Source organism: Pantoea sp. NPDC088449 (assembly GCF_044753225.1).
Classification (GTDB): Bacteria; Pseudomonadota; Gammaproteobacteria; order Enterobacterales; family Enterobacteriaceae; genus Pantoea; species Pantoea floridensis.
In genome coordinates this window covers 310381-336835 of sequence record NZ_JBIVMT010000002.1, presented here as the reverse complement: position 1 = coordinate 336835, position 26455 = coordinate 310381, and the positions used below count along the sequence as shown (strand labels likewise).

Genomic DNA, 26455 nt, shown 5'->3' with positions numbered 1-26455 from the left:
TCTGACTTTCTATTGTTCATATTCAGAATAGTGCCAACCTTGCCAGCTTCACTATTTGGCACTCATCAAACGATCGTCCTTCATATGTCTGCGCGGTTCTGAAGGGTTAATATCACACTCTTTTGGCAACAACAGCGTAAAGATCCCCGCAATCACCAGCGAACCCGCCAGCCAGCAGATTGCCACGTTTTGGCTATAGAGCAGCGTCATGATGCCAACTAAGTACGGCCCACAGAATCCCCCCAGATTGCCAAGCCCATTAATCACGCCGCGTGCGCTACCCGCCACTTCCGGCGCAGCGATACGTCCGGGAATAGACCAGAACGGACTGGTCGCTGCTTTCAGGAAGAAGCCGCATACCACCAGCGCGATATAGGCGGCAACCACGTTCTCATGCAGCACCACCGAAGCCAGCAAGGCAGCAGCGAAGCAGAACAGCGAGACCATTACCCACAAACGTCGCTTACCGGTGCGATCGCTCAGCCAGGAAATCGCATAGATACCGAGCACTGTCGCCACAAACGGAATGGCGGCCAGCAGGCCGACGCCCGCCATGTTGGTGCCGGTGAGATTTTTCAGGATACTCGGCAGCCACAGCGTGTAACCGTAATCGCCAGTTTGGTAGAAGAAGTTAAGCGCCACGAGCTTCATCAAACCTGAATTACGGAACACCGCTTTTAACGGGGCTTTACTAAGCGGTGCTTTTTGGCGATGTTGCGCCTTTTCACGCGCCAGTTCGCGCAGCAAATACGCCTTTTCACGTGCGGGTAACCAGCGCGCCTCTTCTGGACGATCGGCGATTACCAGCCACCACACCAGCAGTACAGCGGCAGAAAGCAGACCTTCAATAATGAACAACCAGCGCCAGTCCAGCACGTTAATGATGTAGCCGGAGATCGGTGCGGTAAACATGCCGCCCAACGGCGCAAACATCATTACAAAAGCATTAGCGCGTCCCAGCTCCTTTTCTGGAAACCAATTGCTGACCATGGTTAACACTACCGGTAACATGCCACCTTCCGAGATACCCAGCACGAAACGCAGCGCCAGCAGCTGATAATGGTTGGTAACAAAGCCGGTGGCGATAGACACCACCATCCATGCTGCCAGCGACCACGCAATAAAGCGTTTACCGCTGCCATTTACGGCGATACGTCCACCTGGCACTTGCAGGAACAGGTAGCCGATAAAGAAGATGCCACTTACCACACCCGCCATTTGGCTGGTGATTGCCAGGTCTTGATCCATGCCGCCAGGCAGCGCAAAGCTGATGTTGACGCGATCCATGAATGAGACGATGCAGGTAATGAGAATGGGGGCGATAACGCGATACCAACGCGTTCCGGGGATTTTTTCTTGCATGCTGCCCTCTCCATGTTAAGCCAGGTTGCTTAGGTTCAAGGCTTTCTATTAAAGAGAGTATGGGAATAATTATTGCGATCTTAATCACTGCAATTAATGTTAAGAAATTGTGTTACTTACGCTGTGATCGTGCGAGCAAATTGGCGTAACTATAAAAGCATCGTATTGGTATATATAGAAATAATACGTACTCGCCCTTATAGAACCATTAATTTTTTCTCTATTTTTTTAGCCGCGCAACGCAGAAACCCAAGACAGGTCTGGTGGTTAATTGTCCAGGGTGGGAGCAGTAATTCGCATCGTTCGGGCTGGCATATATCCCACATTCGGAGGGAGACTAATAGGATATTTGTAACGTTTTTGTAGCAGAAGCTTTCATAATTTGACCATGTGCGCATGAATGCGCACCCTACAAAACAGTAGGGTCGCCATTCATGGCGACCCTGTGATGTTAATGATTATCGTGGGCAAAGGTGATGGATTTCCGCCGCGCGTCACGTACCACAACACCATGAATCAACAGACCCAGCACCGCCAGAATCGCGCCCACCCAACCGGTTGACTGCCAGCCTAAACCTGCTGAAATTGTGACGCCACCTAGCCACGCACCTAACGCATTGGCCAGATTAAATGCCGAGTGGTTCATCGCTGCCGCCATGGTTTGTGCATCTCCCGCCACATCCATCAACCGAATTTGCAGCACAGCCGCCAGCGCGACCATGGTGCCAACCAGCATCACGTTGATTGCACCCGCCAGGGCATAATGTGCAGCAAACACAAAGGCGCTAAGCACCAGAAACGACCACACCAGCAAAATACGAATCGTCTTTTCAATACCGCGATCGGCCAGACGACCACCCGCAATATTGCCGATAATCATGCCTAAACCAAATAGCGCCAACACGGCAGGAATCCAGCTCACCGGCATCTGTGCCAGTTCGGTCATAGTGGGTTTGACGTAGCTAAACACCGAGAACAATCCGCCGCTGCCTACTGCACCAATCGCCAGTGTGAGCAGCACCTGCTTGCGCGTTAGCGCTGACAACTCACGCAGCGGGCTGGCATTTTTATCACCCGCTACGTTGGGTACCCACAGCCACACCAAAAGCAACGTGACCAGCGCCAGACCACCCACAATGGCAAAGGCATCGCGCCAGCCAAACCATTGACCGATGGCAGTGACCGCCGGAACGCCCAGCAAATTAGCAATGGTCAAACCAAATAGCACCATCGATACCGCCTGCGCACGCTTTCTGCGCTCGACCAAACCGGCCGCTACCAGCGCGGCCACGCCAAAGAAAGTGCCATGCGGAAAACCGGCAAGAAAACGCGCCAACAGCATCGAGTAGTAGCCAGGTGCCACCGCGCTCAGCAAATTTCCGGCGGCAAACAGGCCCATTAACGTCATCAGAAAATTACGACGTGAGGCTCGCGCACCCAAAACGGCCAGCAGCGGCGCACCAATTACCACGCCGAGAGCGTAAATACTGATCAGATGCCCGGCGGAAGGGATCGACACGTTGAGGCCTTTTGCTGCATCGGGCAGCAGGCCCATAATCACGAATTCACCGGTACCAATGGCAAAGCCACCGGTTCCCAGCGCGAACAGCGCTTTCAGCACGCTTTTGCGCGGCAGCGATGCCTCGCTCAGCAACTGAGTAAGTTGAGGTTGTACTGATGACATGAGTTTTCCGAACCACAGGTGAAGAACTCAGCCAGGATCGTGGGTGCATTGAACAGCAACCATCGTCGTAACTGAGTTAAGTAAGCGGCATATGATAGCGCAATTATGTGTTAATGGCTGGGGTAACGCTGCCGCATTGGTCGCCATGATTGGCGACGCTACGACGTAGGGTGCGCATTTATGCGCACCGGGTAACATTATCCATGACGTTGTCGGGCCAACAGCGCGGCGCCCATCATGCCGCCATGATGCGCGAACGCTCCAGGCACCACTAAACGCTGGCGCGTACTGCGCAACACATAACCCTGCACCGCCTGATCTAACGCCTCGATTAACGGCACCACAGAAGCCAGCCCGCCGCCCACCACCACGCGTGATGCGCCGGTAATGTTAATGGTGTACGCCAGCGGCTGGCCAACCAGCTGTAACCACGCCTGCAGGGTTTGCTGCGCCTGCCTGTCCTGCTGCTGCCAGCGCTTGATAATATCAATGCTGCTCGCTGTGCTGCTATGCAATGTCTGATGCAGATTTTCCAGGCCGCGCGCGCCTCCGTAACTGTCGAGGCAGCCTTTTTGTCCGCACGGGCAGCTCAGGCGCGGCAGGCGCAGCGTTTCACCATCAATCTCCACTTCAGTGAGTGTGATCGGCCCATGCCCCCATTCCCCGGTCAAACCATTTTGGCCAGTAATGATACGACCATCTGCAACTAATCCACCGCCTACACCTGAACCGAGGATGGCACCAAACACTACCTTGTGTGCTTGCCCGGCTCCCGTTAGCGCCTCCGCCAGCGTGAAGCAATCGGCGTCGTTGTGCACAATCACCCGTCGCTGCAAGATCGCTGATAATTCGTTGGCCAATCTGCGCTGATGAAAAGCAGGAATATTGCTGGCAAACATCTCCCCGGTGTCCGGCGCCACAATGCCGGCGGTGGAAATCGCCACCGGACTATCAGCAGTAAAATGCGCCTGATGTTGGGCAATCATGTGGCTGACCAGCGTGGTGAACGCCGTCCAACTTGTCGCCGGGATATTCTGCTGATCGAGAATCGTTAATGCATTTTGCGCATCCATCACGCCTAACTTGATAAATGAACCGCCCAAATCGAGGCAAATAACTGCAGGTTTACTCATAAACGTTTATCCATCACATCACGCAAGCCGTCGCCAAGGACATTGAAGCCCAGCACGGTAATCAAAATCGCCAATCCAGGGAAGAGTGACACATAGATATTCAGGCCAAGGAAGTTGCGCCCGTCGCTCATCATCGTGCCCCACTCCGGCATGGGCGGCTGCACGCCTAAGCCAAGAAAAGAGAGGCTGGCGGCAGAGAGCACTACCGCGCCGGCTGTTAGGGTTGATTGCACGATCAGCGGCCCAATCGAATTGCGCAGAATATAGTGAGTGATGATGCGCGGATAGCGCACGCCGAGCATATGTGCCGCTTCGATATATTCCATATTTTTCAATCCCAGCGTTAAATTGCGGCTCAGGCGCGCATAGACCGGTATGGAGAAAAGCGAGATAGCGATCAACATATTAGTAAGGCCTTCCCCCAGCACGCTAACAATCAGAATCGCCAGAACAATTCCCGGGAAAGCAAAGATAATGTCCATCACCCACATGATCAGGGCATCAATTTTACGCCCGGCTAAGCCGGAAATGATGCCCAGTGGAATGCCGATCGCCATTGATATCGCCACGCTCAGGCAGACCTCAAACAGCGTTATGCGCGCACCAAAAATCACCCGCGAGAAAATATCCCGGCCATAATCGTCGGTGCCAAACCAATGTGCGGCCGAAGGTGCCTGCAGCGTATTGAGTAAATCCTGTTCAACCGGATCCCAATGGGTGATCAGCGGTGCCAGCACGGCGGCGAATACCACCAGCAATACCAGTGCGCCGCCAATGGCGATGGAAGGATTAGCGACCAGGGTTCTTAGCAGGTTTCGGCTGCGCGAACGCGGCGGCAGCACGGAGCTTTCAATGCTGTTCATCAGTCGAACCTTATTTTGGGGTTAAGCAGACCAATCAGAATTTCCCCCACCAGATTCATCAGCACCACGCCGGTAACGGCGACCAGCGTCACGCCCTGAATCACGGGATAATCACGGTAGCGCACCGAATCCACCAGTAGGCGGCCAATCCCCGGCCAGTTAAACACCGATTCCGTCACCACCGCACCGCCAATCAGACTGCCGAAATTCAGTGCGACAATGGTGACGATCGGGATCAGCGCATTACGCAGCGCATGCTTCCAATGGATGCTGCCAGACGATAAACCTTTGGCTTTGGCAGTCCGAATATAGTCCTGACTCAGCACATCCAGCATGCTGGATCGCGTCATGCGGGCAATCATCGCCATCGGCAAGATCGCTAGCGTAACGGTTGGCATGATGTAATTTTTCCATGAATCTGCACCCAGCAGTGGTAGCCAACCTAACTCAACGGCGAAGTAGTTCATCGCCAGCAGCGCCAGCCAGAAGTTGGCGATGGACGCGCCGGCAATGGTCAGCACCATGACGATTTGGTCGGGAATGCGCTGGCGATATATTGCGCCTGTCATCCCCGCCGGCACGCCAATCGCAATGGCCAGCAGATAAGCCAGCGCCGCCAGTGATAAGGTATACGGCAGCCGCTCACTGATTTCCGTCATCACCGGTCGCTGCGACTGCAGCGACAGTCCGAGGTTGCCATGTATGGCTTCGGCAGCAAATTTCGCATATTGCAGCGGCAAAGGCTTATCCAGTCCCAGCCGCACGCGCATATTATCCACGGCTTCCTGTGGTGCTTCCGGTCCTGCCATCAAGCGTGCCGGATCGCCCGGCAGCGCGCGGATGGCAATGAATACAATGATCGACACCCCGAAAATAATTAACGGCAGCGACAGCACCTTTTTTGCGACGTACGCTTTCATATCACATCAGCCATGAGTTTATTGCTTCATTGCATCACGGACGACAATCTGCCCACCCGGCTGCATGACGACCCCGCTGATGTTTTTGCGCGCGGCGTAAAGATCGTCCTGATAGAACAGCAGCACCTGCGGCGCTAATCCGCTGATCTGTTTCTGTGCCTGGAAGTAGAGATCCTTGCGTTGAGTATCGTCGAGCGTGGACGCGGCAGTATCGATCAGTTCATCGGTGTGCTTATCGCTGAAGAAGCCAAGATTGGCGCCACCTGGTGCAAAGCTGCTGGTGTGATACAGCGGACGCAATTGCAGGTCTGAGCCGTATAAACCGGAAGACCATGACGCCAGTACCGCATCGGTGCTCTGTGCGGCCTTCTCTTTGCCATCGGCAAAGGCCGCTTTGGTCCACACACCGCTTTCCATCTGGCGCACGGTGAGCTTCACGCCAATTTTGCTCCACATACCCTGCAGCACTTGCGCAGTACGCGCGTCCGGTGCCTGCACCGCAATCGACATCGGGAAGCCATCGGCGTAGCCCGCTGCCTTCAGCAGATCTTTGGCCTTTTGAACATCATAAGGATAATCGTGCAGATTCTTGTCGTAGTTAGGATCGACGGGTGCCAGCGCGGAATTGGCCGGTTGCGCATAGCCAAACATGATGGCTTTTACCAGCGCCTGTTGATCGGTGGCAAAGTTTAGCGCCTGCCGCACGCGAACATCGCTGAGCGCTTTGCTCTGCGTATTCAGATCGACCCAGAACACGGCCGCTCCCGGCGACCGTTTCAGATTAACGTTGGCATTGTTTTTTAACATACCAGCGAACTGCGGCGGCACCGGATTAATAATATCTACCTGTCCCGATTGCAGCGCCATATTCATTACCGAAGGTTCGCTGCTCCACGTCCATTTTATTTCATCCGGGCCGGAGGATTTTCCCCAATAGTCACTGTTCTTTTGTTCAAGTACATATTCGCCAGATTTGTATTGCACCAGCTTATAGGGCCCAGTGCCGTCGGCTTTATTGTTAATGCTGCCCTCTTTATCCGCTTTTGGGCTCACCATTAAACCTGGTCCGGAGGCTAAAACGGTTAAAAAGGCCGGGTTGATTTTTTTAAGCTGGAACGTAACGGTAAGATCGTCTTTTTTATTCACATCCTGAATAAAGGTGCGAATTTTTCCGCTACCTGCCAGCCCACGTTGCGTATTTAAATGGCGCTGAAAGTTTTCGACTACCGCATCGGCATTAAACGGCGTGCCGTCATGGAATTTCACGTTGGGCCGTAGGGTGAAAGTCCAATTAAGACCGCTGTCGTCGGACGTCCAGGATAAGGCTAATGCCGGAATAATTTTTCCATCGTCTCCAATGCGCGTCAGGCCTTCATACATCGGGTCAAGCACGGTACCGGTAAAGGTCGCGGTCTGGTTGCCCGGATCCATACTACGCGGCGGTTCGTTCTGCATGATCACCAGCTGGCTGGCGAAAACGGAGGCGCTGGCCATTGACGCTAATAAACAACCGGCCAGCGTCAGTACCTTGAAATGCTTATGTTTGCTTTCCATGAAGGCCCTCAATGAATCATTGAAACGAAGGGTGAATGAACATGTCGTTGTAGGGTGCGCATTTATGCGCGCCTGAATGCATTGGTTGCCATGAATGGCGTCCCTACGAAATCTTTACCACGGCGTTGCGCTATATAAGCCACGATCTCTAAACAAAAGCCAAGATGTCAGTTCATATAATTTACTTATAATTAGATCTGCATTCAGAAATTTAACTAAATCTCGTTGTATTTGTTTTCTGGCCTTATTATTGTCAGCGCATAAATGCTAACGCTGTGAGATCTCGAATGCTCAATGCCCATCAGCAACAAATTCTGCGTTTGCTTATTGCCTCACAGGGAATGAGCCGTACCCTGATTGCTGAACAGATGAAGTTGAGCAAAGCCGCTATTACAACGCAGGTTAAAGAGATGCTAAATGCCGGATTACTGGAGGAAAGTATTCCAGAATCAAACGGCCAGGGACGTCCATCGGTATTATTAAAAATGCGCGCCGACAGCGCCTATTTTCTCGGTGCTTCGCTGCTCGGCGAACGCGTAGTTTTAGTGTTAATCGATATGCATGGTCATACGCTGGCAGCCACCGAAATGGCGCTCCATCTCGCGCCCGCCCAGTTAGTGGCGGCGATAGCAGCGGCCATCCCAGCGCTGATTGCGAAGAAATCTATTTCACTGGATCAGGTCATCGGCCTTGGCGTCACGCTTTCCGGCTTTATTGATGAACATCAGGCAGTTTGTGTGCAATCGGCTCTGCTCGGTTGGAAAAATGTCCCGCTGGCTGAAATGCTGAAGCAGCAAACCGGCCTGGACGTCTCACTGGAGAACGATGCCAAAGCGCTGGCGGTGAGCGAGAAGATGTTTGGCGTGGCAAAAAAGGCGCGCAATTTCACCCTGATTTCCCATGGCGACGGCATCGGCTCAGCGCACTTCTTTCAGGGGCAATTGCACCGTGGTGCACACGGTGGCGCCGGAGAGATTGCCCATTGCACCATTGAACCCGGCGGTCGCCCCTGCCGCTGCGGCAAGCGAGGTTGCCTCGATACCCTCGCCTCGCTAACGGCAATCCGCGAAAGCACGCGCGATAAAGCGCTGGAGAGCGAATCGATTGGCGAGCTGGAGGCACTGGCGGTGAAAGGCAACAGCGCTGCGATTGCCATTCTGCACCAGGCCGGACATGCGCTGGGTTTATCGATCGCGAATATCATTCAGATGAACGATCCCGAATTGATTGTCATTGCGCATCAGCCCGATGCCTTTGATGGCCTGCTCAAAACCGTGGTCATGCAGGCCATCGATAGCAATGTTTTGCCCGCAATGATGGGCAAAACACCCATTGCCAATATTGCCATCAACGAACAGAGCTGGGCCAGAGCCGCAGCCAGCGTGGCGGCATATCGTTTTATCATTCACTTACCCGACTAGCGGAGGCTGCTATGCGCATTGCTTTTGGTGGAATTCATACTGAGTGCAGTACTTACAATCCGGTGCTGAATTACGCCGATGACTTCCGCATCGTGCGTGGTGATGAACTGACGACCAATCCTTACTTTGCCTTTCTGCAGGATTATCCCGCTGAGTTCCTGCCCACATTCCACGCGCGGGCCATTGCCGGCGGCCCCGTCGCACGTATGACCTACGAGGATTTTAAGCAGGATTTTCTGACGCGCCTTGCAGCTTACCTGCCGGTCGACGGTGTCTACCTGGCCATGCACGGCGCGGTCTACGTTGAAGGTATGGAAGACGCCGAAGGCGACTGGATCAGCGCCACCCGCGAGTTGGTGGGGCCTGATTGCCCTATTACGGTAAGTTACGATCTACACGGCAACGTCACGCAGCGCATCATTGATGCAATTGATATGTTCTCAACCTACCGCACCGCGCCGCACATTGATGTGGAAGAGACCATGCGCCGCTCGGTGACGATGCTGGTTAAAAGCCTGCAAACCGGCATAAAACCGGGCGTGGTATGGGCGCCGATCCCTGTCGTTTTGCCTGGTGAACGTACCAGCACTGAAGATGAACCGGCTAAAAGTTTGTATGCCCGCTTGCCTGCCATCAATGAGATAGAGGGCATCTGGGATGCTTCGCTGATGGTCGGCTACGTGTGGGCCGATGAACCGCGCGCGACGGCTGCGGCGATCATGACGGGCACCGATGCCGATGTGCTGGCTGAGCAGGCTGCAAATCTGGCACTGGCCTACTGGCAGGCGCGCGATGCATTTCGCTTTGGCTGCGTCACCGGCAGCATTACAGAATGTGTCTCCATGGCTATCGCCAGCGAAACCGCGCCGGTGATTTTGGCCGATTCTGGGGATAACCCCACCGGCGGCGGCGTAGGGGATCGTGCGGATGTGTTAGCCGAACTGATTCGTCAAAATGCGCAGGATGTCATCGTGGCCGGTATTACGGATAAACCGGCTACCGAAGCCGCATTTGCCGCTGGCGAGGGCGCTACGCTGCATCTCACTGTGGGCGCCTCACTCGATCCGGCGGGAGGTAAAGTGCAGGCCGAATTTGTGGTGAAGCATCTCAGCGACGACGCCCGCTCCCTGGCAAAACAAGCATTGCTGCAAACCGGCGGTATTACGCTGGTCGTGGCCGATCGGCGTCGTCCATATCACAATCTGGCGGATTTTGCTCTGCTTGGCCTCGATCCGGCAGCAGCCAAAATCGTCGTGGTGAAATCAGGTTATCTGTCGCCGGAACTCGCGCCGCTGGCCAATCCTAATCTGATGGCGCTGTCGGAAGGCGTGGTCGATCAATATGTGGAACGTTTAGCTCGCAAGCGCAAATTGCAGCCTGCTTACCCCTTTGATACCGACTTTTCTTTCCTGCCGGTAAGCCGCCTGTCAGCGCGCTTTTTGGCGGCAAAATGAGCGAGCCAATAACCGTGGTTGAACCGGTTCTGCGGATTGAAAGTCTGACGGTGGCTTTTCGTCGCGACGATGGGTGGCGCGAGGTTGTCAAAAACCTGTCGTTAACCGTCCATGCAGGTGAGACGCTCGCGATTGTTGGAGAATCAGGCTCGGGCAAAAGCGTCACCTCAATGGCGATTATGCGTTTGCTCAACCTGCGGCACGCGCGAGTCAGCGGCAAAGTGATGTTAAACGGCATCGATCTGCTGAAATTAAGCGAATCCGCCATGCGTGATATTCGTGGCAATGCGGTGGCAATGATTTTTCAGGAGCCGATGACCAGCCTCAATCCCTCCTTTACCATTGGCGATCAAATTGCAGAGGCGCTGATCAATCATCGCAAAATCAGTAAACGTGCCGCACGTGAGGAGACAATACGGCTATTGGAAAAAGTACGTATACCCAATGCCAGTAAACGCTTCAATGATTATCCCCACCATTTTTCCGGTGGAATGCGTCAACGTGTGATGATCGCCATGGCTCTGGCACTGCGGCCCAAACTGTTGATTGCCGACGAACCCACCACGGCGCTAGATGTGACGATTCAGGGGCAAATTCTTGATCTGATTAAGACATTGCAGGAAGAGGAAGGCACCGCAGTTTTGTTCATCACCCATGATATGGGCGTGGTGGCGGAAGTCGCCGATCGCACGTTAGTCATGTATCAAGGTGACGTTGTAGAAACCGGCACGACCACAGCGATTTTCGCCGCGCCTGCCGCCGATTATACGCGCACGCTCATTGCCACCGTGCCGCAGCTTGGTGCGATGCGCGGCAGTCGTGGGCCGCGCAAGTTCGCCTTAAACTCCGAAAAGGAACCCGATGAATCGGTAACCAGGTCTGCGCCGGTTGAGCCGCTGCTGTCGGTGAAGCATCTCAGCACGCGCTTTACTATCCATGAAGGCGTGTTTAGCCGCAAAACCGGGGCGGTTCACGCGGTGGAAAATATCTCGTTTGATTTGATGCCGGGTGAAACCTTATCGCTGGTGGGTGAGTCTGGCTGCGGAAAATCAACCACCGGACGTTCGCTGACACGCCTGGTCACGCCCACGGCCGGTGAAATTGCCTTTGATGGGTACGATGTGCTGAATCTTTCTGCCAATGAGTTGCGTAATTTGCGTCGCGTCATGCAGATGATTTTTCAGGATCCGTTCGCCAGCCTCAATCCGCGTATGTCGGTGCAGGAAGCGCTAACCGAACCATTTTTACAGCATCGGCTCGGGTCTAAAATCGAAGCGCGCGAGAAAGCTGCATCGCTGATGGAGCGAGTCGGCTTATCTGCCAGCATGTTAACGCGCTATCCGCACGAATTTTCCGGCGGCCAGCGTCAGCGCATCTGCATCGCGCGCGCGTTGATGCTCGACCCCAAAATGATTATTGCGGATGAATCCGTGTCCGCGCTGGATGTCACCGTAAAAGCGCAAATCATCAATCTGCTGCTGGATCTGCAGCAAAGTCTGGGCTTGTCGTACCTGTTTATTTCCCATGATATGGCAGTAGTCGAACGTATTAGCCATCGGGTGGCGGTGATGTTATTAGGGGAAATCGTCGAAATAGGTCCGCGGGCAGCCATCTTCGAAAACCCTCAGCATGAGTACACGCGCAAGCTGCTGTCTTCAGTGCCGATCCCCGATCCGACGCGGCGTCATTTGAAGCGGCAGGTGGAGATCGGTGAGTTAAAAAGCCCAGTGCGGGCAGTGGGATTTGTTCCTGAAACGCGTCGCTATCGTGAAGTCAGTGCCGGGCACTGGGTGATGGAATGAAGGTGATTGATACCCCAGCATTAGCATGTATATAGCCGCCCAACTTCAGGTATAGTTCTGTCTCTGTTTTTTTAGGTACAGACGGTGATGAAACAGCAGCGGCAGTGCGCAATTCTGGATATTATCGCTGGCCAGCACGCATTGGCCACCAACGACTTAGCCGCGATGCTAGACGTTAGCATCGAAACGGTACGACGCGATATTCGTGAACTGCACCAGCAGGGCAAAATCATTCGTCAGCATGGCAAGATTAAAGCCTTAGCGGATGATAACAGTGATAACGGACTCTCCTTCGTTGATCGTTTCCGCCGTCACGCCCGAAATAAGAAAGACGTGGTTTCACAAGTGCTATCGCAAATTAAGCCCAACATGTGTATTGCACTGGATGCCAGCAGCACCTGTTGGTATTTATCTAAGCAGCTCCCCAATATTCCGCTTACCGTCATTACAAATAGTTTTAGAATTTGTTGCGAACTCGAAAAGAAAGACCATGTTACCATTATCTCAACGGGCGGAACGTTGATCAGGAAGTATTCGAGCTTTTTTATGAGCAGCGATGCCCTGCCCGCGATTAAATCGAAGAAAATCGATCTGTTTATTTTTTCCTGCGACAGCATTGATAAGATGGGAAACATCTGGGATACCAATAATGGCAACGCTAAGTTTAAAAAATTCGCTTTCAACCTGGCTAGCAATAAGATTTTGCTCATCGATAAGAGCAAAATAGGTTCGCGTGGTGAGTTGAATCTCTTCAACCTCAGCCAGGTCACATCCGTTTTTTACAGTTAACCCCGGTATAACGCTAACGCCCACCTAATCCCCTCCCCATTATTTTACTTTTTATATGCAGTACTTCTACCTTCATAAATGCCCGTTTGATTAAGAAATTTATCAAAAGGGCAAAGAGAAATGTGAGCGCGCCCAGAAAAATTCGCGCATTGTACGCCGAATATATGATTGCCATCACAAGCTGATTTCAATCCTGTGTTGGTGCTCAATGCTGACATTTATAAAAATGAGGAAATTTACCTAAGGAGAAGAAAATGAGCAGAGCACAGATAAGTCAGGACATTATTAATACCTGTCTAAAGATGAGTGCTATGGGCCTGAATCAGGGAACCTCTGGGAATATCAGCGTGCGTTTTGAAAATGGTATGCTGATTACCCCGACCAGCGTGCCATATGAAGATCTGCGCCCGGACGATATCGTTTATGTCGATATGAACGGCGCGGCAGAACCGGGTAAAAATCCCTCTTCCGAGTGGCGATTTCACCTGGATATCCTCAAGTCAAAACCGGAAGAAAATGTCGTGCTGCATAACCACGCCATTTCTGCCACGGCGGTTGCCGTGATGAATAAAGAAATCCCCGCCATTCACTACATGGTGGCCGCCGCCGGCGGCAATGTCATTCCCTGTGCGCCTTATGCCACCTATGGTACCCAGCAATTATCGGAATATGCGGTTAACGCCTTACAGGGTTATAAAGCCACGCTATTACAGCATCACGGTATGATCACCACGGCGAAGACGCTGGAAAAAGCGCTGTGGCTGGCACAGGAAGTCGAAGTATTGGCAAAACTGTATTTGACTATTTTACCCATTATGGATCCCGCGCCAATATTGTCCGATGCACAGATTGACGAGGTGTTGATCAAATTCCACGGCTATGGATTAAGCGATACGCATTAACTCTTTTTCAATCCAACTTAATATTAGGATGAATGATGAAATTAGCTGCCAAAATTGTCGCGGATAATTTATTCGTTACACAACATGTCGCTACTGATTGGCAAGACGCAGTTCAGGTCGGTTGCGCATTACTCGAAGAGCAAGGTTACATCACCGCAGATTATTATCAGGGCATTTTAAATAGCGTGGCAGAGCATGGCCCTTACTTTGTAATTCTACCCGGTATTGCTATGCCACACGCCAGACCTGAGGCAGGTGCGATCAAAACCGGCTGTAGCCTGGTTATTCTCAAAGAACCGGTTGTCTTTGGTCATGAGGATCACGACCCGGTCAGCATCCTTTTCACCATGGCAGCTAAAAATACCGAAGAACTCAATGAAGGCATCCTCGTGGAAATTATGACGCTGCTGGATGATGACCACCTTATTGAACAATTGAAGCATGCTAGAGATGGGGAACAGGTACGTGACCTACTTTCCTGATAATAACGTGGCTAAAGGAGAGAGCGATGAAATCAATTGAAATCGTGATCACGAACCCGACAGGACTGCATACCCGACCCGGCGCGAGTTTTGTCAAAGAAGCAAAACGTTTCCAGTCAGAAATCCTGGTAAAAAAAGGCGATAAAATTGCCAATGGAAAAAGCTTAATGAAACTCCTGCAGGTAGGGATTTCTTATCAGGATAAAATATCTATTAGCGCTGAGGGCCCTGATGAAGAGGCGGCACTTAGCGCACTGAGCACCTTTATTTCTTCATTAGAAGATTGAGTCGTCAACACCAGGGTCTTCGGTCGTCATAATTAGCGGCTTAACAATAAGCCAGGCATATCTTAGGGTGCGTAGTTATGCGCACCTGCACGATTAACCTTCACGCTTTATAATAATAGAGGTTGCAATATGGTTGCTCTTATAATGCGTTACATTGATAACTTTCTCTCTTATGGCGCAACCATCGTTGTGCCGATATTAATCTTGTTTGTGGCATTATTTTTTCGGGTAAAATTGCTGGATGCCATCAAAAGCGCCATTGCCATCTCAGTGGGTTTTATTGGTATCAATCTGATGATTGGTTTTATGGTGACCAATCTGGGTGCGGCGACCAAATTGATGACCGAACGTTTTGATATCCATTTAACCGTGTTGGATACCGGATGGTCGGTCGGCGCGGCGATTTCTTATGCCACACCGCTGGTACTTTGGGTATTTGTACTGCACTTTTTGATTAATGGCATCATGCTTTGGCGTAACTGGACCAACGTGCTGAACGTTGATTTGTGGAATTACTGGCACTTCATCTTCACCGGCGCGCTGGTGTATTACTCAACCGGTTCAATCTTCTTAAGCATATTGGCTATAGCCATCAGTATTATCGTCGTGCTGAAATTAGCGGACTGGGGTGCACCGATTGTCGAGAAGTATTTCCAGATGCCAGGCGTCACTTTCGCCCATCTGGAAACCATCAACTGGCTGCCTGTGGGTTACGGTTTGAATAAGCTGTGGAGCATCATTCCGGGCATTAATAACATTGGCGAACGGAGCAGCGATTCTGCTGACGTGGCTCTGCATCAAACGACAGCTAAATGTTTGGTATGCTGCCCTTCCGGGGTCGCCACATCTTCAATGATCATTAAAAAGGTACAAAAGCACTTTGATGACCTGAATATTCAGCTTGAGATTTCGCAATGCAAGCTGGCGGAAGTCGAACAGTACGCTCAATCAGTTAAGCCCGACTTTGTGATCCACTCAGCCGCTTTACCACCGGGAACGCATCTGGATTGTCCGTCGTTTTTGGGCGTGAAAATTCTCGCCGGCGCTGCAGGCAACGAAATTTACGACCAGATTATGGAAACCGTCTTTCACGCGCATCAGCCGGATGACACATCCCGGAGCACGAATGATAATAGGATTGGTGTGCTCTATAAAATCATTGGCGACCCCGGAATTCTTGGCTTACTGATCGGATTAGGCATTGGCTTATTAGCCGGCTATGACATCAAAGGCACCTTAATTCTGATGACTCAGCTGGCAGCCGTGATGATTCTTTTGCCGATGATGACGCGAAAACTCATGGAAGGCTTATCGGCTATTTCGATTGGTGCTCAGAGCTATATGTCGAAGAAGTTCCCGGGACGAAAAGTCTATATTGGACTCGACGGCGCAATTGCGCTGGGCCATCCCAAAATACTTTCCGTGGGTATTTTAATGGTGCCGTTAACGCTGTTTATTGCTGCAATACTGCCTGGCAATAAGATTCTGCCCTTCGCTGATTTACCCGTTATCCCGATCTTCCTCACTTGGGTAATTATTCCCTGTGCCGGCAATTTGTTCCGCTCGCTGCTCTCATCCATTGTGGTGGTCTGCTGCATTCTTTGGATTGGTACAGCCATGGCACCGTTAATTACTCAGGTAGCACATAATATCGGCTTTAATATTCCACCCGGCGCCAGCGAGATTTCGTCGCTGGATCAGGGATCGCATGTTCTTTCGTTCTTGCTCTGGAAGTTCTTTAGCCTGTTCCATTAATCGTCATGATGCCAGGTGTGCAAGAGTGCGCACCTGGCTGGTCAGTAAAATCAGGCGCGCTTCTGCCGATGACTGATTCCCATGCGGCACGCGAGGTCAAAGGCATTGGCCATCGCCGTGGTTTTTGCCACGCCTTTGCCGACAATTTCATAGGCTGTGCCGTGTGCTGGCGTGGTCACTGGAATCGGCAACCCGCCCTGTACGGTAACGCCAATATCAAAGCCCATCATCTTGGTGGCGATTTGTCCCTGGTCGTGATACATCGAAACAATTCCATCAAACTGACCGTCTCTGGCGCGCAGGAAAATCGTGTCTGCCGGGAATGGACCTTCGGCGGGATAGCCCTGAGATGCAGCCAGTTCAATGCCTGGCGTGATGATTCTGCCCTCTTCATCACCGTAATTGCCGTTATCACCATTATGGGGATTTAAGCCACAGACCCCGATTTTTGGCTGCGCGACACCAGCGTCTTTTAGCGCCTGCGTCAGCATGCCAATTGCTCTGGCAACTTTTTCTGCAGTTAGCTGGCTCGAAACCGCCGACAACGGGATATGTGAGGTGACGCGCGCGGTCCAGAGCTTATCCAGAACGTTGAATTCACCGCAAACGCCTTGGTAATTGAGCTCATTTGCCAGCCAACGCATTTCATCCTCTTGCTGCATTCCGCCCAGGCGCATGGCGCCTTTGTTCAGAGGACCAAAGCACAGTGCATCGGACTGCCCAGATGCAACCATCTCAACGCCTATTTTCAGCGATTCGAGGATAAATACGCCGTTATCTTCACTCACTTGCGCTGGCGCAATGTGGCGGTGTAAGCCTGGCCACTGCGGAATTGATAGCCAATCAGTGGCGGTGGGTAATGCAACGCCTTTACTGCGAGCCGCCGCTTCAAGCGCGGGCATATTCGCGATCAACGTTACATTCGCTTTGCGTGCCGTTTGCGGATCCGCTAGCAGTGTGACAATAACCTCGGGACCAATGCCCGCGGCATCGCCTACAGCGAGCACAATATGGGGTTTATCGGTTTCGGCGAAGGTTTGACGCAAAGTTTCATTTGTCATGGCAAATTGCTCCTCAATTTTATAACGGGCAGAGGCAAGCCTCTGCCGAAGAATGTGGCATAGGGAATGACGGAATAAGCGCTAAAAGTTAGCCCAGCAGCGATTGTGTCTCTGCGGGTTTATGTTGTGAGATGTCCTCAACCGAGATGTCCGGACGGATCCATTGGGTAAAAATAATGCCAAGGATCAGGAAGCCAATCGCACCCGCAAAAGGCAGCGTCCAGCTTCCGGTCATATCGATCATCAGACCGAAAATAATCGGGGAAATAATGGTCGCCATTGCGGCACCGAAGTTGAGCATGCCACTGGCAGTTCCTGCCGTTTTTGGCGCAACGTCCATCGGAACGGCCCATATCGGCCCAATGGTTAACTCCAGGAAGAAAAATGCAGCACTCAGGCACAGCGCGATGGTGATGACGTTATGACTGATCAGCACCGGGATAAAGAAAATGAGCCCGCCCAGTAAACTGATGGTGATCACGCCCTGACGGGCCAGCGCCAGACGACCGGTGCGCTTCAAGATGAAGTCGCTGATCACGCCGCCGGTTAAATCGCCCAGCACACCGGCAAAGAACACCCCGGATGAATAGAGCGCTGAGCTTTTGATATCGAGATTTAGCGACTGCATAAAGAAGATCGGCATCCAGCTGAAAAACAGCGTATTAGACCAAACCATGCAGAAGTAAACCGCGATCGTCGCGCGCATGCGACGCAGGATGGTCCACCATGAGTGTGGCAGCGAGTCACCTCCCTCCTGAACGTTTTCCCGGCGCGGCAGCAAGGCTAATTCCGCGTCTGAAACACCGGGGTGCTCTTCGGGTGTCTCTTTGAAGTAGACCAGCCACACCACCAGCCACAACGCTGACAGAATGCCCACAGCGATGAAAGCCGCGCGCCATGAATGCCATGCAATCAAAATGGCCACCAGCGGAGGCGCTACAGCGTTACCAAGGCGCGAGAACGAGTGAGTCAGCCCTTGAGCCATACCTCGTTTAGGTTTTGGTACCCAGTTGGTAATCGCTCTTGCCTGCGCCGGAAGCGCAGCACCCTCGCCAATACCCAGCAAAAGGCGTGCTAAGCACAATGAAACCAGCCCACCGATCAGGCCGGTGCATACGGTCGCTACGGCCCAGATGATACCGCAGACGATAATGGTGCGACGTGCGCCGAAGCGATCCGCCACCCAGCCACCGACCAGTTGAAAAATAGCGTAGGTGTAGCCAAATGCTGAAAAAGCGATACCGAGTTCAGTGTTCGTTAGCCCCAGTTCCGCTTTAAGCGGTCCTGCAGCGGCGGCCAGGTTAACGCGATCCAGATAAAGGATAAATGACATGGCACAGAAGATAATCAGCATATTTCTGCTGATGTGGGACTGAGTTTTCAAAATTGCCTCCTGCTTTTATGTAATTGGGGCAGTCGTTGTAGGGTATGTCGCCCTGTCAACTATGCTGCAATCAATTACGCGGAAGCTATTAACAATTTGGATATACAGCGTTAACAATATGTCAATGCGTGGCTTCGCTGACGTGACTCAGTAGCGTAAGAATACTCTCCGTCGCCATTGACAGAGCTTCATGCGCCTGATGGCACAACACAAACTGACGCTCAGCCAGTGGATCGTGCAGCGATAAATGCGCAAATTCAGAAGTGGAGATAATTTGACGAGCCACGCTTTCAGGCATGAGTCCAATGCCAATCCCGCAGGAAATCATCGCTGCCATGCTATCGAAGCTGCCAACGCGAATGCGCATCTTCAGCGGCTTATCCAGCCGGCGCGCCAATTGGGTAAGCATAATCGAGATGGAAGCGCCTTCGGTCAGCCCAATCAGATCATGCTGCAACAGTTCGTTCGCCGTTAACAACTGTTTGCTGGCAACCCACTCGGCCAGCGGATGGTCAATTGGCGTGACGACGCAAAGACGATCGTGGCGATACGGGATCAGCGGCAGCGAAGCATGGCTGACGGACTGCTCATAGATGCCAATATCCGCCACGCCCCGCTGCACTGCCTGAATCACGCTTTCACTATTCATCTCATGCAGATCAATATGAATATTGGGATAGAGCTGATGGCTTCTGCGCAGATCGTCGGTGAGAAATTGCAATACTGCCGAGGTGCAGGCAGCAATGCGCACCACACCGCGATTGCCTTGCAGAAAGGCTTGCATGTCATCCTGCATCCGTTCGGCGGCGTGCAAAATAGAGCGTGCATGCGCTAAAATCGCGCGTCCTGCATCGTTCAACGCCATGCCATGCGGCAAGCGGACAAACAGCGGCATACCGAGTTGCTCTTCCAGCTCGCGAATGCGTCGCGAGGCGGCGGCAGGCACCAGATGCAGCTGTGCGGCGGCGTGTGTGATACCGCCGAGCTCCGCCGTGGCAACAAACACTCTTAACGTCACCAAATCAAAGCGTATGCCTGGGGCTATCCGATAGGCGTTACGCTCTTCGGACGCATGCGAAGCCAGATTTTTGCCCATAGTCTTAGCCCTGATAGTCAATGTCTGAAAGGAAGGTTATGCCGGCGCCGACTTCGTGCGCGGTCGTTGTTCTGGCGGCATGCTCATGTTGCTGACGCCAGCTCGTGACTTTAACACTGACGCGAAAAGTGACGGCCGGCGCATGTTAATAAATGTGATTTGGATGCCATATAATCGGAAAAATGTTAATTTTTAACATAGCGAACGCTGATAAGCGGAAACATTCCCCTGTTAAAGTCAATGAATGTGACAGGTTCACATAATCGCGAGCCACTAAAAAAACTTTTTTATTAATTTCAATGGATTAAAAATATTATGAGCGACAGAAAATTCATTATCCCCGCTGCAATGCAAGCTCTCTCAGCGCGCACAGGCTATGTCCCTGGCGTACTGGTGGGTAACACACTTTATTGTGCCGGACAGGTTGGCCGCACCCCCGAGCTTGAGATTATCACCGATCCGGAACAGCAGTTTATTGCCTGCTGGCGCAATCTGGAATTAGTGTTGAACGAAGCGGGTTGTGATTTTGATGATGTGGTTGAAATGACCACTTATCATATTGATATGGCCAAGCATATGGCGGTTTTTCGCCATGTGAAGGACAAGATCTTTCCGCGCGGTCGGAGCGCGTGGACTTGTATTGGCGTAGCAAGTTTGGCGCATCCCGGGCTGCTGGTTGAAATAAAGTGTATTGCCATACGACGTCCGTAAAAAAATAACCGCTGCTTTAATATCAATCTATTCAAGGATGAATAGCGTCATAACTCCCCTTATCCGTTAGTTTCGGCTTTTCCTAAACTCTCCATCTCGGTCGACAATTTCTGCACCTACCGTCAATAACTTTCACTAAAGATTCATTCTCAGTTTGCGCGCTGAAACGTTTCACATCTCATTTCCACATTGAGGAGATTGAACTCAAGTCGGTAGATGAATACAACTTAGCTTGTATACAAGGTACTTGAATACCCTCGCTCTCATGTTCAGGAAAAATCATGCAAACCACAGACTCAGATCTCGAAAAAAGGGTTATACGCAAGCTTTCCTGGCGGTTGATACCGCTGCTGATTGCTTGTTACGTCATTGCCGTCGTTGACCGGGCGAATATAGGGGTTGCTGCATTAACCATGAATGCGGATATCGGCTTAAGCGCTGCAAGTTTTGGGCTGGCGGCAGGGTTGTTTTTTGTCCCTTACGCCCTGCTTGAACTGCCCTCGAACCTGATGCTAGAGAAAGTCGGAGCCCGCTGGTGGATAGCCCGAATAATGGTGACGTGGGGGATCATTTCCGGCGCGCATATATTCGTATGGAACGAAAATAGCCTGTATGTGATGCGTGCGCTACTTGGCGCAGCCGAAGCAGGTTTCTTTCCGGGTATCGTGTTTTATCTCACGCTGTGGTTCCCGGCAGCCTGGCGCGGACGCATTATCGCCTCTTTCATGACGGGTATTCCAATTGCGCTGATTATCGGGACACCGGTTTCCAGCCTGTTACTGGAATTACACGGGTGGATGGGACTAAGCGGTTGGCAGGTGATGTTCCTGATCGAAGCCATTCCGGCCATTTTGTTGGGAATGATCGTCCCTTTTGCACTACCTGATAAACCCAAAGATGCCAGATTCCTGGCACCCGACGAGCAACGTTGGCTAATGACAACGTTAGCGGCAGAACAAAAGAAACTGCCTTCACGCGGACACGGTGGATTGCTCAAGGCGCTTTTCAGCCCGCTGGTGCTGTTATTCAGCCTCACCTACTACGGTCTGGCGAACCTTAACGGCGCAGTAAGTACCTTTCTGCCGTTAATCATTAGCGAAACGGGGTTGAGCCACATACAAACCGGTTTTGTCACCATCATTCCCTATATTTTTGGCCTGATCGGCATGCTGGTTTTAGGGCGCGTTGCCGACCGTCCTGGTTCACGTCTGCTGGCCAATTACATTGCCCTGATCATCTCTTGTCTTGGATTGGTCTGCGTCGCCTGGTTTGATAACTCGCTGATCAGAATGCTATTCCTCTGCTGCTCAGCATTTGGCTTTTTCGGCGCAATGCCCGTCTTCTGGGGACTGCCCGGACAATTTCTTCCGGTTTCCGTTGTAGCGGGCAGCATTGCGTTGATCAACGCACTCGGCAGCCTCGCCAGCGTCGTTAATCCATGGGTTATCGGCATCATTCGCGATCGCAGCGGCAGTTATAACGGCGGATTTTATTGGCTGGCGGCGATGGCCCTGCTCTCCATTATTACCCTGAGCATCATTTTCCGCCGCCAGCAATCATCAGCAATTCCTAATAGCAATGAACAACATGAGGCTCAGTAAGATGAAAATTGTCGATGTCCGATTACTGCAGGTAGAAGGCGTTTTACCTGGCAAGGAGGACTTTTGGGAAGAACGTCTGGCGCGTCCAACGGATGTGTATTCCCAATATCGCGTCGTGGACAATCATGATGGTGGCGTACAGCTTAAAAACGGTTTTGCTATCTCCACCGTGTTTTTAGAGATTATCTCTGACGAAGGCGTTGAAGGATTGGCGGGGCCGATACCCCATGCCGTTGCGTCGATAGTGCATGGCCAATTGCGTCCGCTACTGCTTGGTCAGGATCCGCGTGACAGTGAACGCCTGTGGGACCAGATGCATCGGGCACTGATTCATGGTCGCCAGGGTGACGCCATGCTGGCAATTAGCGCGGTGGACTGCGCACTGTGGGATCTTCGCGGCAAGTGGATGCAGCAGCCGGTTTATCGTCTACTCGGCGGCTCAATTCGCGAGGAGATCCCGGCATATGCTTCAATGCTCGGTTTTGCCGTACAGGACATGGGGCGAGTACGCGAACGCGCTCTGCAATTCAAAGCGTTAGGTTATCGTGGGCAAAAGTGGTTTTTCCGCCACGGCCCAATGAGCGGTAGAGAAGGCCTAAAGAAAAATATTGAGCTGGTTAAGACACTGCGTGAGACGCTGGGCGACGATTACGATCTGATGTTTGACTGCTGGCAGTCAATGGATGTGACTTACGTCATCGAGTTGGCGAAGGCCATTGAGCCATATCGCCCACGTTGGCTGGAAGAGTGTGTTATGCCGGACAGAATCGGCAGTATGCGCCGTCTAAAAGATAAGCTGACGATTCCGCTGGCCGGTGCCGAGCATGAATATACCCGCTGGGGCTTCAAACGCTTTTTTGAGGCTGATGTTCTGGATGTGATTCAGCCAGACATTTACTGGTGCGGCGGCCTGTCTGAAACCTTAAAAATCGCGGCAGCTGCGACCATGTACGATCTACAAGTTATTCCACATGGTCACTCCACCATTGCGACTGCGCATTTCACCACAACGCAATCGCCTATCCACACGCCCTATCAAGAGTACTTGGTGAAGTGGAACGATATTCACCAGTATTTCCTTAGCGATCCGGTTGTACCTGAGGATGGCCTGATCCAGGTCCCTCAAATGCCGGGGATGGGAATGGCCCTGAATCCCGCGCATATACAGCATCAGCAATACTTGTTCACCTCCTGATCATCCTGTCTAACCGCCGCCCCCCTCATCCTTTCCTGGGGGGTGTATCTTGTATACTACATCTTGCATACGGGGTAAGATCATGTAACTATTTACGCAATAAAAGGTTAGTTGCATTAAGGAATTACGCTCACTTATGTCCTCTGAAAAGCTCATTATTGACTGGTCATCTAAAAAGATAATTCGCCCTCAATCGTTGGGTAATATTCTGGCCGATCATATTCGTGACTTAATCGTTAATTGCCAAATCGAACCAGGCTCATTAATTTCAGAAAATGACATCGCTGCTCAGCTTAATGTTAGCCGTACGCCGGTGCGGGCTGCCCTGCAAAAACTGGAAATGGAACGGCTAGTGCAAATAATTCCACAGCGTGGAACCTTTGTATTTGAATTTAACGAACAGGAAATGCGTGAAACCTGTGAAATGCGGCAAATTCTTGAAGTTGGCGCTTTACAGCTTGCACTACGCCACGATCGTCAGGCATTGATCACGCTTCTCAGGGTACATCTGCAACATGGCCGCGAAGCCTTACAAAATGCGCCTGAGACTTACCGTGAAATGGATGCGGCGTTCCATATGGCAATGATTGAATCCAGCCGTAATAAAGAGTTAATTAACTCTTACAAAACCAGCATTAACCGCATTCGCACTTTCCTGAACCATCTCACTAAAACCCCGGAAGAGTTTCAAAGTTCGCAGGATGATCATGAAGCTATTGTCGAGTTACTGGATCAACAGCAAGACGAACAAGCCATGGAAAAACTGGAATGGCACCTTGGCGGCCTACAACGTCGATATCAGGAAAAAAATCCGGGCAGAATTCCTGCCATACCCAGCGAATAAATAAGGTCGCCATGATTTGCTCCGGCAAACTCTGGCGAATCTGGCGTCTGGATTAATACGGGCAACTTTTTATCGACTTAGCCTATTATCAGTCTCCATGAATGGTGATCCTACGTTGATATAGCGGGTTTTTCGTAGAGTGCACATTCATACGCACTGGTATAAAGAGGCATTTTTCTGCTTAAGTGAACGGCATTAAGCGATAAAGGTCGACATTAAATTAGTTCTGCTTTGGGATTCGACTATGACAACCTTTCATCAGCTTTCCGCCGTTCGTCTGGATGGCGAACATGTCTCCATGGCCGACTACGCCGGTAAGTTGGTTCTGGTGGTGAACACCGCCAGCCATTGTGGCTTCACACCGCAATACACTGGCCTTGAAGCGCTGTACAAGAAGTACGCCGTCGAGGGTCTGGTGGTGCTTGGTTTCCCCTGCAACCAATTTGGTAAGCAGGAGCCCGGAGGCCCCGACGAAATCGTGCAAACGTGTCGCATCAACTACGGTGTGAGCTTCCCGATATTTGAGAAAGTGGAAGTTAACGGAACCGCCACGCATCCGGTATTTCGTTATCTGAAAAACCAACTGCCCGGTGTGCTGGGTGGGCGAATCATGTGGAACTTCACTAAATTCCTGATTGGACGCGACGGCAAGCCGCTTAAACGTTTTGCGCCATTTACTCCCCCCGAGAAAATGGAAGCGACGATCCTTGCTGCACTGGAAATCTAATTTCTACTTTTAGATTTAATCCACCATCAGTAATACAGCCTGGTTACCTGCTCACGTGACCCTGTTCACAGTTTGTGCAATTAAAATCCGCGGCCCTAATCTTCCCGCAAAGGGACGTCTGGCCAGCCTGCATATGTAACAATATTGTTTATTAATTGATGCCACTTGGTTAACAAAAGCATTGTAAATTCGATTATTACATCACTCCCATGCCTCAATAATCGCGTTATTAACATTAAATTAACACATTAAATCATATAATTTAACACATTTGGGTGCTGATCACATTTTGTTCACAATTGCGCGAAAAGCGGTATCCCCTTCAGTTAATCTCTGATCGCGGATTTAATAACTATCGTCTGTTCCCCCTAACTGAACATCATAAGAAAGGTACCATAATGAAATTTAACCTCGCATTGGTCAGTGCATGTGTGGTTTCAGCATGCATGTTATTTACAACACCGTCATTCGCCGCCAAGCCTTACGATATCGCCGTCGTCGCTAAAGTCACCGGTATTCCCTGGTTCACCCGCATGGAAGTCGGCGTCAAAGAAGCCGCGCAGAAATTGGATGTCAACGCTTATCAGGTCGGTGCCGCCACTCCGGACCCGGCCCAGCAGGTCAAGGTGATTGAAGATTTGATTGCCAAAAAAGTTAACGCAATCATCGTGGTGCCAAACGATGCCAAGGTACTGGAACCGGTGCTTAAAAAAGCCCGCGACCAAGGCATCGTCGTATTAACGCATGAATCACCGGATCAGCAAATTGGGCAATGGGATGTCGAAACCATTGATAGCCAGAAATATGCTCAAGCCAACATGGACGAGTTGGCAAAAGATATGGGCGGCAAAGGGGGTTACGCCATTTACGTTGGCTCGCTGACCGTGCCGCTGCATAATGCCTGGGCAGATGCCGCAATTAAATATCAGAAAGAAAAATACCCGGATATGCATGAAGTGACTTCACGCCTGCCGGTAGCAGAAAACATTGATAAGTCCTATTCCACCACACTGGATTTAATGAAAACCTATCCTGATTTGAAAGGAATAATCGGTTTCGGTTCGCTCGGCCCAATCGGTGCCGGTCAAGCTGTCCAGCAGAAGCGTGCGAAAAATAAAATCGCGGTAGTTGGCATCGCCATGCCCGGCCAGGCTGCGCCCTACCTGATGCGCGGTGATATTAAGAAAGCACTGCTATGGGATCCGAAAGATGCCGGTTTCGCCTTAGTCACCGTTGCCGATCAGTTGCTGCAGGGTAAAGAAGTCACCAAAGACCTGAGCATCGAGGGACTGGGTAAAGCCGATGTAGATATGGATAAGAAAGTGATCCGCTTTAATAAAATTCTTGAAGTGACACCAGAGAATGCGAAATCGCTTGGGTTCTAACCCGATCTTTTAATTCTTTTATTTTACGGAGCAATATTCGCTC

Annotated in this window: 23 protein-coding genes; 14 read left to right on the top strand and 9 right to left on the bottom strand. The window is 51.5% G+C overall.

The features are described from left to right. Nucleotides 1-51: 51 nt before the first annotated feature. The 6 genes from ACIP6T_RS12825 to ACIP6T_RS12800 all read right to left on the bottom strand — a co-directional run bounded on the left by ACIP6T_RS12825 (nucleotide 52) and on the right by ACIP6T_RS12800 (nucleotide 7516). A complete protein-coding gene (locus ACIP6T_RS12825; RefSeq protein WP_097098061.1) occupies nucleotides 52-1362 on the bottom strand; it encodes an MFS transporter in 1311 nt (436 codons plus the stop codon). A 451-nt stretch (nucleotides 1363-1813) separates the two neighbouring features. Then, the gene (locus tag ACIP6T_RS12820) at nucleotides 1814-3046 is read right to left on the bottom strand and encodes an MFS transporter (protein WP_400457517.1); all 1233 of its coding nucleotides are present in this window, start codon (nucleotides 3044-3046) and stop codon (nucleotides 1814-1816) included. 197 nt (nucleotides 3047-3243) lie between these two features. Beyond that, on the bottom strand, nucleotides 3244-4179 hold the full coding sequence (locus ACIP6T_RS12815; protein ID WP_400457515.1) for an ROK family protein: 936 nt from the start codon (nucleotides 4177-4179) through the stop codon (nucleotides 3244-3246). Next, nucleotides 4176-5042, bottom strand: a complete 867-nt coding sequence (locus ACIP6T_RS12810) for an ABC transporter permease (RefSeq protein WP_400457513.1) — start codon at nucleotides 5040-5042, stop codon at nucleotides 4176-4178. The genes ACIP6T_RS12815 and ACIP6T_RS12810 overlap by 4 nt, the downstream gene beginning before the upstream one ends. Beyond that, nucleotides 5042-5962 carry an ABC transporter permease gene (locus ACIP6T_RS12805; protein ID WP_097098065.1) on the bottom strand — a complete coding sequence of 307 codons (921 nt, stop codon included), beginning with the start codon at nucleotides 5960-5962 and terminating at the stop codon, nucleotides 5042-5044. The genes ACIP6T_RS12810 and ACIP6T_RS12805 overlap by 1 nt, the downstream gene beginning before the upstream one ends. Nucleotides 5963-5980: 18 nt before the next feature. Further along, complete coding sequence (locus ACIP6T_RS12800; RefSeq protein WP_400457511.1) at nucleotides 5981-7516, bottom strand: ABC transporter substrate-binding protein; 1536 nt, start codon at nucleotides 7514-7516, stop codon at nucleotides 5981-5983. A gap of 287 nt (nucleotides 7517-7803) precedes the next feature. Here ACIP6T_RS12800 and ACIP6T_RS12795 point away from each other — a divergent pair, with 287 nt between their 5' ends. From ACIP6T_RS12795 to ACIP6T_RS12760, 8 genes are all read left to right on the top strand, one after another. Further along, complete coding sequence (locus ACIP6T_RS12795; RefSeq protein WP_400457508.1) at nucleotides 7804-8937, top strand: ROK family protein; 1134 nt, start codon at nucleotides 7804-7806, stop codon at nucleotides 8935-8937. Between the two features lie 11 nt (nucleotides 8938-8948). Beyond that, a complete protein-coding gene (locus ACIP6T_RS12790; RefSeq protein WP_400457506.1) occupies nucleotides 8949-10391 on the top strand; it encodes a M81 family metallopeptidase in 1443 nt (480 codons plus the stop codon). Next, a complete protein-coding gene (locus tag ACIP6T_RS12785; RefSeq protein WP_400457503.1) occupies nucleotides 10388-12193 on the top strand; it encodes a dipeptide ABC transporter ATP-binding protein in 1806 nt (601 codons plus the stop codon). Before ACIP6T_RS12790 ends, ACIP6T_RS12785 begins: the two co-directional genes overlap by 4 nt. Nucleotides 12194-12280: 87 nt before the next feature. Next, nucleotides 12281-12982 carry a DeoR family transcriptional regulator gene (locus tag ACIP6T_RS12780; RefSeq protein ID WP_400457955.1) on the top strand — a complete coding sequence of 234 codons (702 nt, stop codon included), beginning with the start codon at nucleotides 12281-12283 and terminating at the stop codon, nucleotides 12980-12982. Nucleotides 12983-13236: 254 nt separating this feature from the next. Then, complete coding sequence (locus ACIP6T_RS12775) at nucleotides 13237-13884, top strand: L-fuculose-phosphate aldolase (protein ID WP_097098071.1); 648 nt, start codon at nucleotides 13237-13239, stop codon at nucleotides 13882-13884. Between the two features lie 35 nt (nucleotides 13885-13919). Next, nucleotides 13920-14366, top strand: coding sequence for a PTS sugar transporter subunit IIA (locus ACIP6T_RS12770; protein WP_400457501.1), 447 nt, complete (start codon nucleotides 13920-13922; stop codon nucleotides 14364-14366). Nucleotides 14367-14392: 26 nt separating this feature from the next. Then, nucleotides 14393-14653, top strand: coding sequence for an HPr family phosphocarrier protein (locus ACIP6T_RS12765; RefSeq protein ID WP_097098073.1), 261 nt, complete (start codon nucleotides 14393-14395; stop codon nucleotides 14651-14653). Between the two features lie 144 nt (nucleotides 14654-14797). Then, nucleotides 14798-16408 (top strand): PTS transporter subunit IIC, encoded by a 1611-nt coding sequence (locus tag ACIP6T_RS12760; RefSeq protein WP_400457498.1) that lies wholly within the window; start codon nucleotides 14798-14800, stop codon nucleotides 16406-16408. 50 nt (nucleotides 16409-16458) lie between these two features. Here ACIP6T_RS12760 and ACIP6T_RS12755 read toward each other — a convergent pair whose 3' ends face one another. From ACIP6T_RS12755 to ACIP6T_RS12745, 3 genes are all read right to left on the bottom strand, one after another. Further along, nucleotides 16459-17469: a 4-hydroxythreonine-4-phosphate dehydrogenase PdxA gene (locus tag ACIP6T_RS12755; RefSeq protein ID WP_345830502.1), complete on the bottom strand. Its 1011-nt coding sequence runs from the start codon at nucleotides 17467-17469 to the stop codon at nucleotides 16459-16461. Nucleotides 17470-17557: 88 nt separating this feature from the next. Then, on the bottom strand, nucleotides 17558-18853 hold the full coding sequence (locus tag ACIP6T_RS12750; RefSeq protein WP_320204524.1) for an MFS transporter: 1296 nt from the start codon (nucleotides 18851-18853) through the stop codon (nucleotides 17558-17560). A gap of 121 nt (nucleotides 18854-18974) precedes the next feature. Beyond that, on the bottom strand, nucleotides 18975-19949 hold the full coding sequence (locus ACIP6T_RS12745; protein ID WP_345830499.1) for a LysR family transcriptional regulator: 975 nt from the start codon (nucleotides 19947-19949) through the stop codon (nucleotides 18975-18977). 315 nt (nucleotides 19950-20264) lie between these two features. Between ACIP6T_RS12745 and ACIP6T_RS12740 the strand changes: the two genes are divergently transcribed. The 6 genes from ACIP6T_RS12740 (at nucleotide 20265) to ACIP6T_RS12715 (ending at nucleotide 26412) form a co-directional block, all read left to right on the top strand. After that, entirely contained in the window at nucleotides 20265-20660 is a 396-nt protein-coding gene (locus tag ACIP6T_RS12740) for a RidA family protein (protein WP_345830498.1), read from the top strand. Nucleotides 20661-20941: 281 nt separating this feature from the next. Then, nucleotides 20942-22261 carry an MFS transporter gene (locus ACIP6T_RS12735; protein ID WP_345830497.1) on the top strand — a complete coding sequence of 440 codons (1320 nt, stop codon included), beginning with the start codon at nucleotides 20942-20944 and terminating at the stop codon, nucleotides 22259-22261. 1 nt (nucleotide 22262) lies between these two features. Then, a complete protein-coding gene (locus tag ACIP6T_RS12730; RefSeq protein WP_345830496.1) occupies nucleotides 22263-23456 on the top strand; it encodes an enolase C-terminal domain-like protein in 1194 nt (397 codons plus the stop codon). 136 nt (nucleotides 23457-23592) lie between these two features. After that, nucleotides 23593-24300: a GntR family transcriptional regulator gene (locus tag ACIP6T_RS12725; protein WP_400457495.1), complete on the top strand. Its 708-nt coding sequence runs from the start codon at nucleotides 23593-23595 to the stop codon at nucleotides 24298-24300. 244 nt (nucleotides 24301-24544) lie between these two features. Beyond that, entirely contained in the window at nucleotides 24545-25027 is a 483-nt protein-coding gene (locus ACIP6T_RS12720) for a glutathione peroxidase (RefSeq protein ID WP_400457493.1), read from the top strand. A gap of 398 nt (nucleotides 25028-25425) precedes the next feature. After that, the gene (locus tag ACIP6T_RS12715) at nucleotides 25426-26412 is read left to right on the top strand and encodes an autoinducer 2 ABC transporter substrate-binding protein (protein WP_400457954.1); all 987 of its coding nucleotides are present in this window, start codon (nucleotides 25426-25428) and stop codon (nucleotides 26410-26412) included. Nucleotides 26413-26455 lie beyond the last annotated feature (43 nt).

Bases quoted from the DNA above. Each gene is read 5' to 3' on its own strand.
- ACIP6T_RS12825 (WP_097098061.1), bottom strand. From the start codon at position 1,362: ATGCAAGAAAAAATCCCCGGAACGCGTTGGTATCGCGTTATCGCCCCC.
- ACIP6T_RS12820 (WP_400457517.1), bottom strand. From the start codon at position 3,046: ATGTCATCAGTACAACCTCAACTTACTCAGTTGCTGAGCGAGGCATCG.
- ACIP6T_RS12815 (WP_400457515.1), bottom strand. From the start codon at position 4,179: ATGAGTAAACCTGCAGTTATTTGCCTCGATTTGGGCGGTTCATTTATC.
- ACIP6T_RS12810 (WP_400457513.1), bottom strand. From the start codon at position 5,042: ATGAACAGCATTGAAAGCTCCGTGCTGCCGCCGCGTTCGCGCAGCCGA.
- ACIP6T_RS12805 (WP_097098065.1), bottom strand. From the start codon at position 5,962: ATGAAAGCGTACGTCGCAAAAAAGGTGCTGTCGCTGCCGTTAATTATT.
- ACIP6T_RS12800 (WP_400457511.1), bottom strand. From the start codon at position 7,516: ATGGAAAGCAAACATAAGCATTTCAAGGTACTGACGCTGGCCGGTTGT.
- ACIP6T_RS12795 (WP_400457508.1), top strand. From the start codon at position 7,804: ATGCTCAATGCCCATCAGCAACAAATTCTGCGTTTGCTTATTGCCTCA.
- ACIP6T_RS12790 (WP_400457506.1), top strand. From the start codon at position 8,949: ATGCGCATTGCTTTTGGTGGAATTCATACTGAGTGCAGTACTTACAAT.
- ACIP6T_RS12785 (WP_400457503.1), top strand. From the start codon at position 10,388: ATGAGCGAGCCAATAACCGTGGTTGAACCGGTTCTGCGGATTGAAAGT.
- ACIP6T_RS12780 (WP_400457955.1), top strand. From the start codon at position 12,281: ATGAAACAGCAGCGGCAGTGCGCAATTCTGGATATTATCGCTGGCCAG.
- ACIP6T_RS12775 (WP_097098071.1), top strand. From the start codon at position 13,237: ATGAGCAGAGCACAGATAAGTCAGGACATTATTAATACCTGTCTAAAG.
- ACIP6T_RS12770 (WP_400457501.1), top strand. From the start codon at position 13,920: ATGAAATTAGCTGCCAAAATTGTCGCGGATAATTTATTCGTTACACAA.
- ACIP6T_RS12765 (WP_097098073.1), top strand. From the start codon at position 14,393: ATGAAATCAATTGAAATCGTGATCACGAACCCGACAGGACTGCATACC.
- ACIP6T_RS12760 (WP_400457498.1), top strand. From the start codon at position 14,798: ATGCGTTACATTGATAACTTTCTCTCTTATGGCGCAACCATCGTTGTG.
- ACIP6T_RS12755 (WP_345830502.1), bottom strand. From the start codon at position 17,469: ATGACAAATGAAACTTTGCGTCAAACCTTCGCCGAAACCGATAAACCC.
- ACIP6T_RS12745 (WP_345830499.1), bottom strand. From the start codon at position 19,949: ATGGGCAAAAATCTGGCTTCGCATGCGTCCGAAGAGCGTAACGCCTAT.
- ACIP6T_RS12740 (WP_345830498.1), top strand. From the start codon at position 20,265: ATGAGCGACAGAAAATTCATTATCCCCGCTGCAATGCAAGCTCTCTCA.
- ACIP6T_RS12735 (WP_345830497.1), top strand. From the start codon at position 20,942: ATGCAAACCACAGACTCAGATCTCGAAAAAAGGGTTATACGCAAGCTT.
- ACIP6T_RS12730 (WP_345830496.1), top strand. From the start codon at position 22,263: ATGAAAATTGTCGATGTCCGATTACTGCAGGTAGAAGGCGTTTTACCT.
- ACIP6T_RS12725 (WP_400457495.1), top strand. From the start codon at position 23,593: ATGTCCTCTGAAAAGCTCATTATTGACTGGTCATCTAAAAAGATAATT.
- ACIP6T_RS12720 (WP_400457493.1), top strand. From the start codon at position 24,545: ATGACAACCTTTCATCAGCTTTCCGCCGTTCGTCTGGATGGCGAACAT.
- ACIP6T_RS12715 (WP_400457954.1), top strand. From the start codon at position 25,426: ATGAAATTTAACCTCGCATTGGTCAGTGCATGTGTGGTTTCAGCATGC.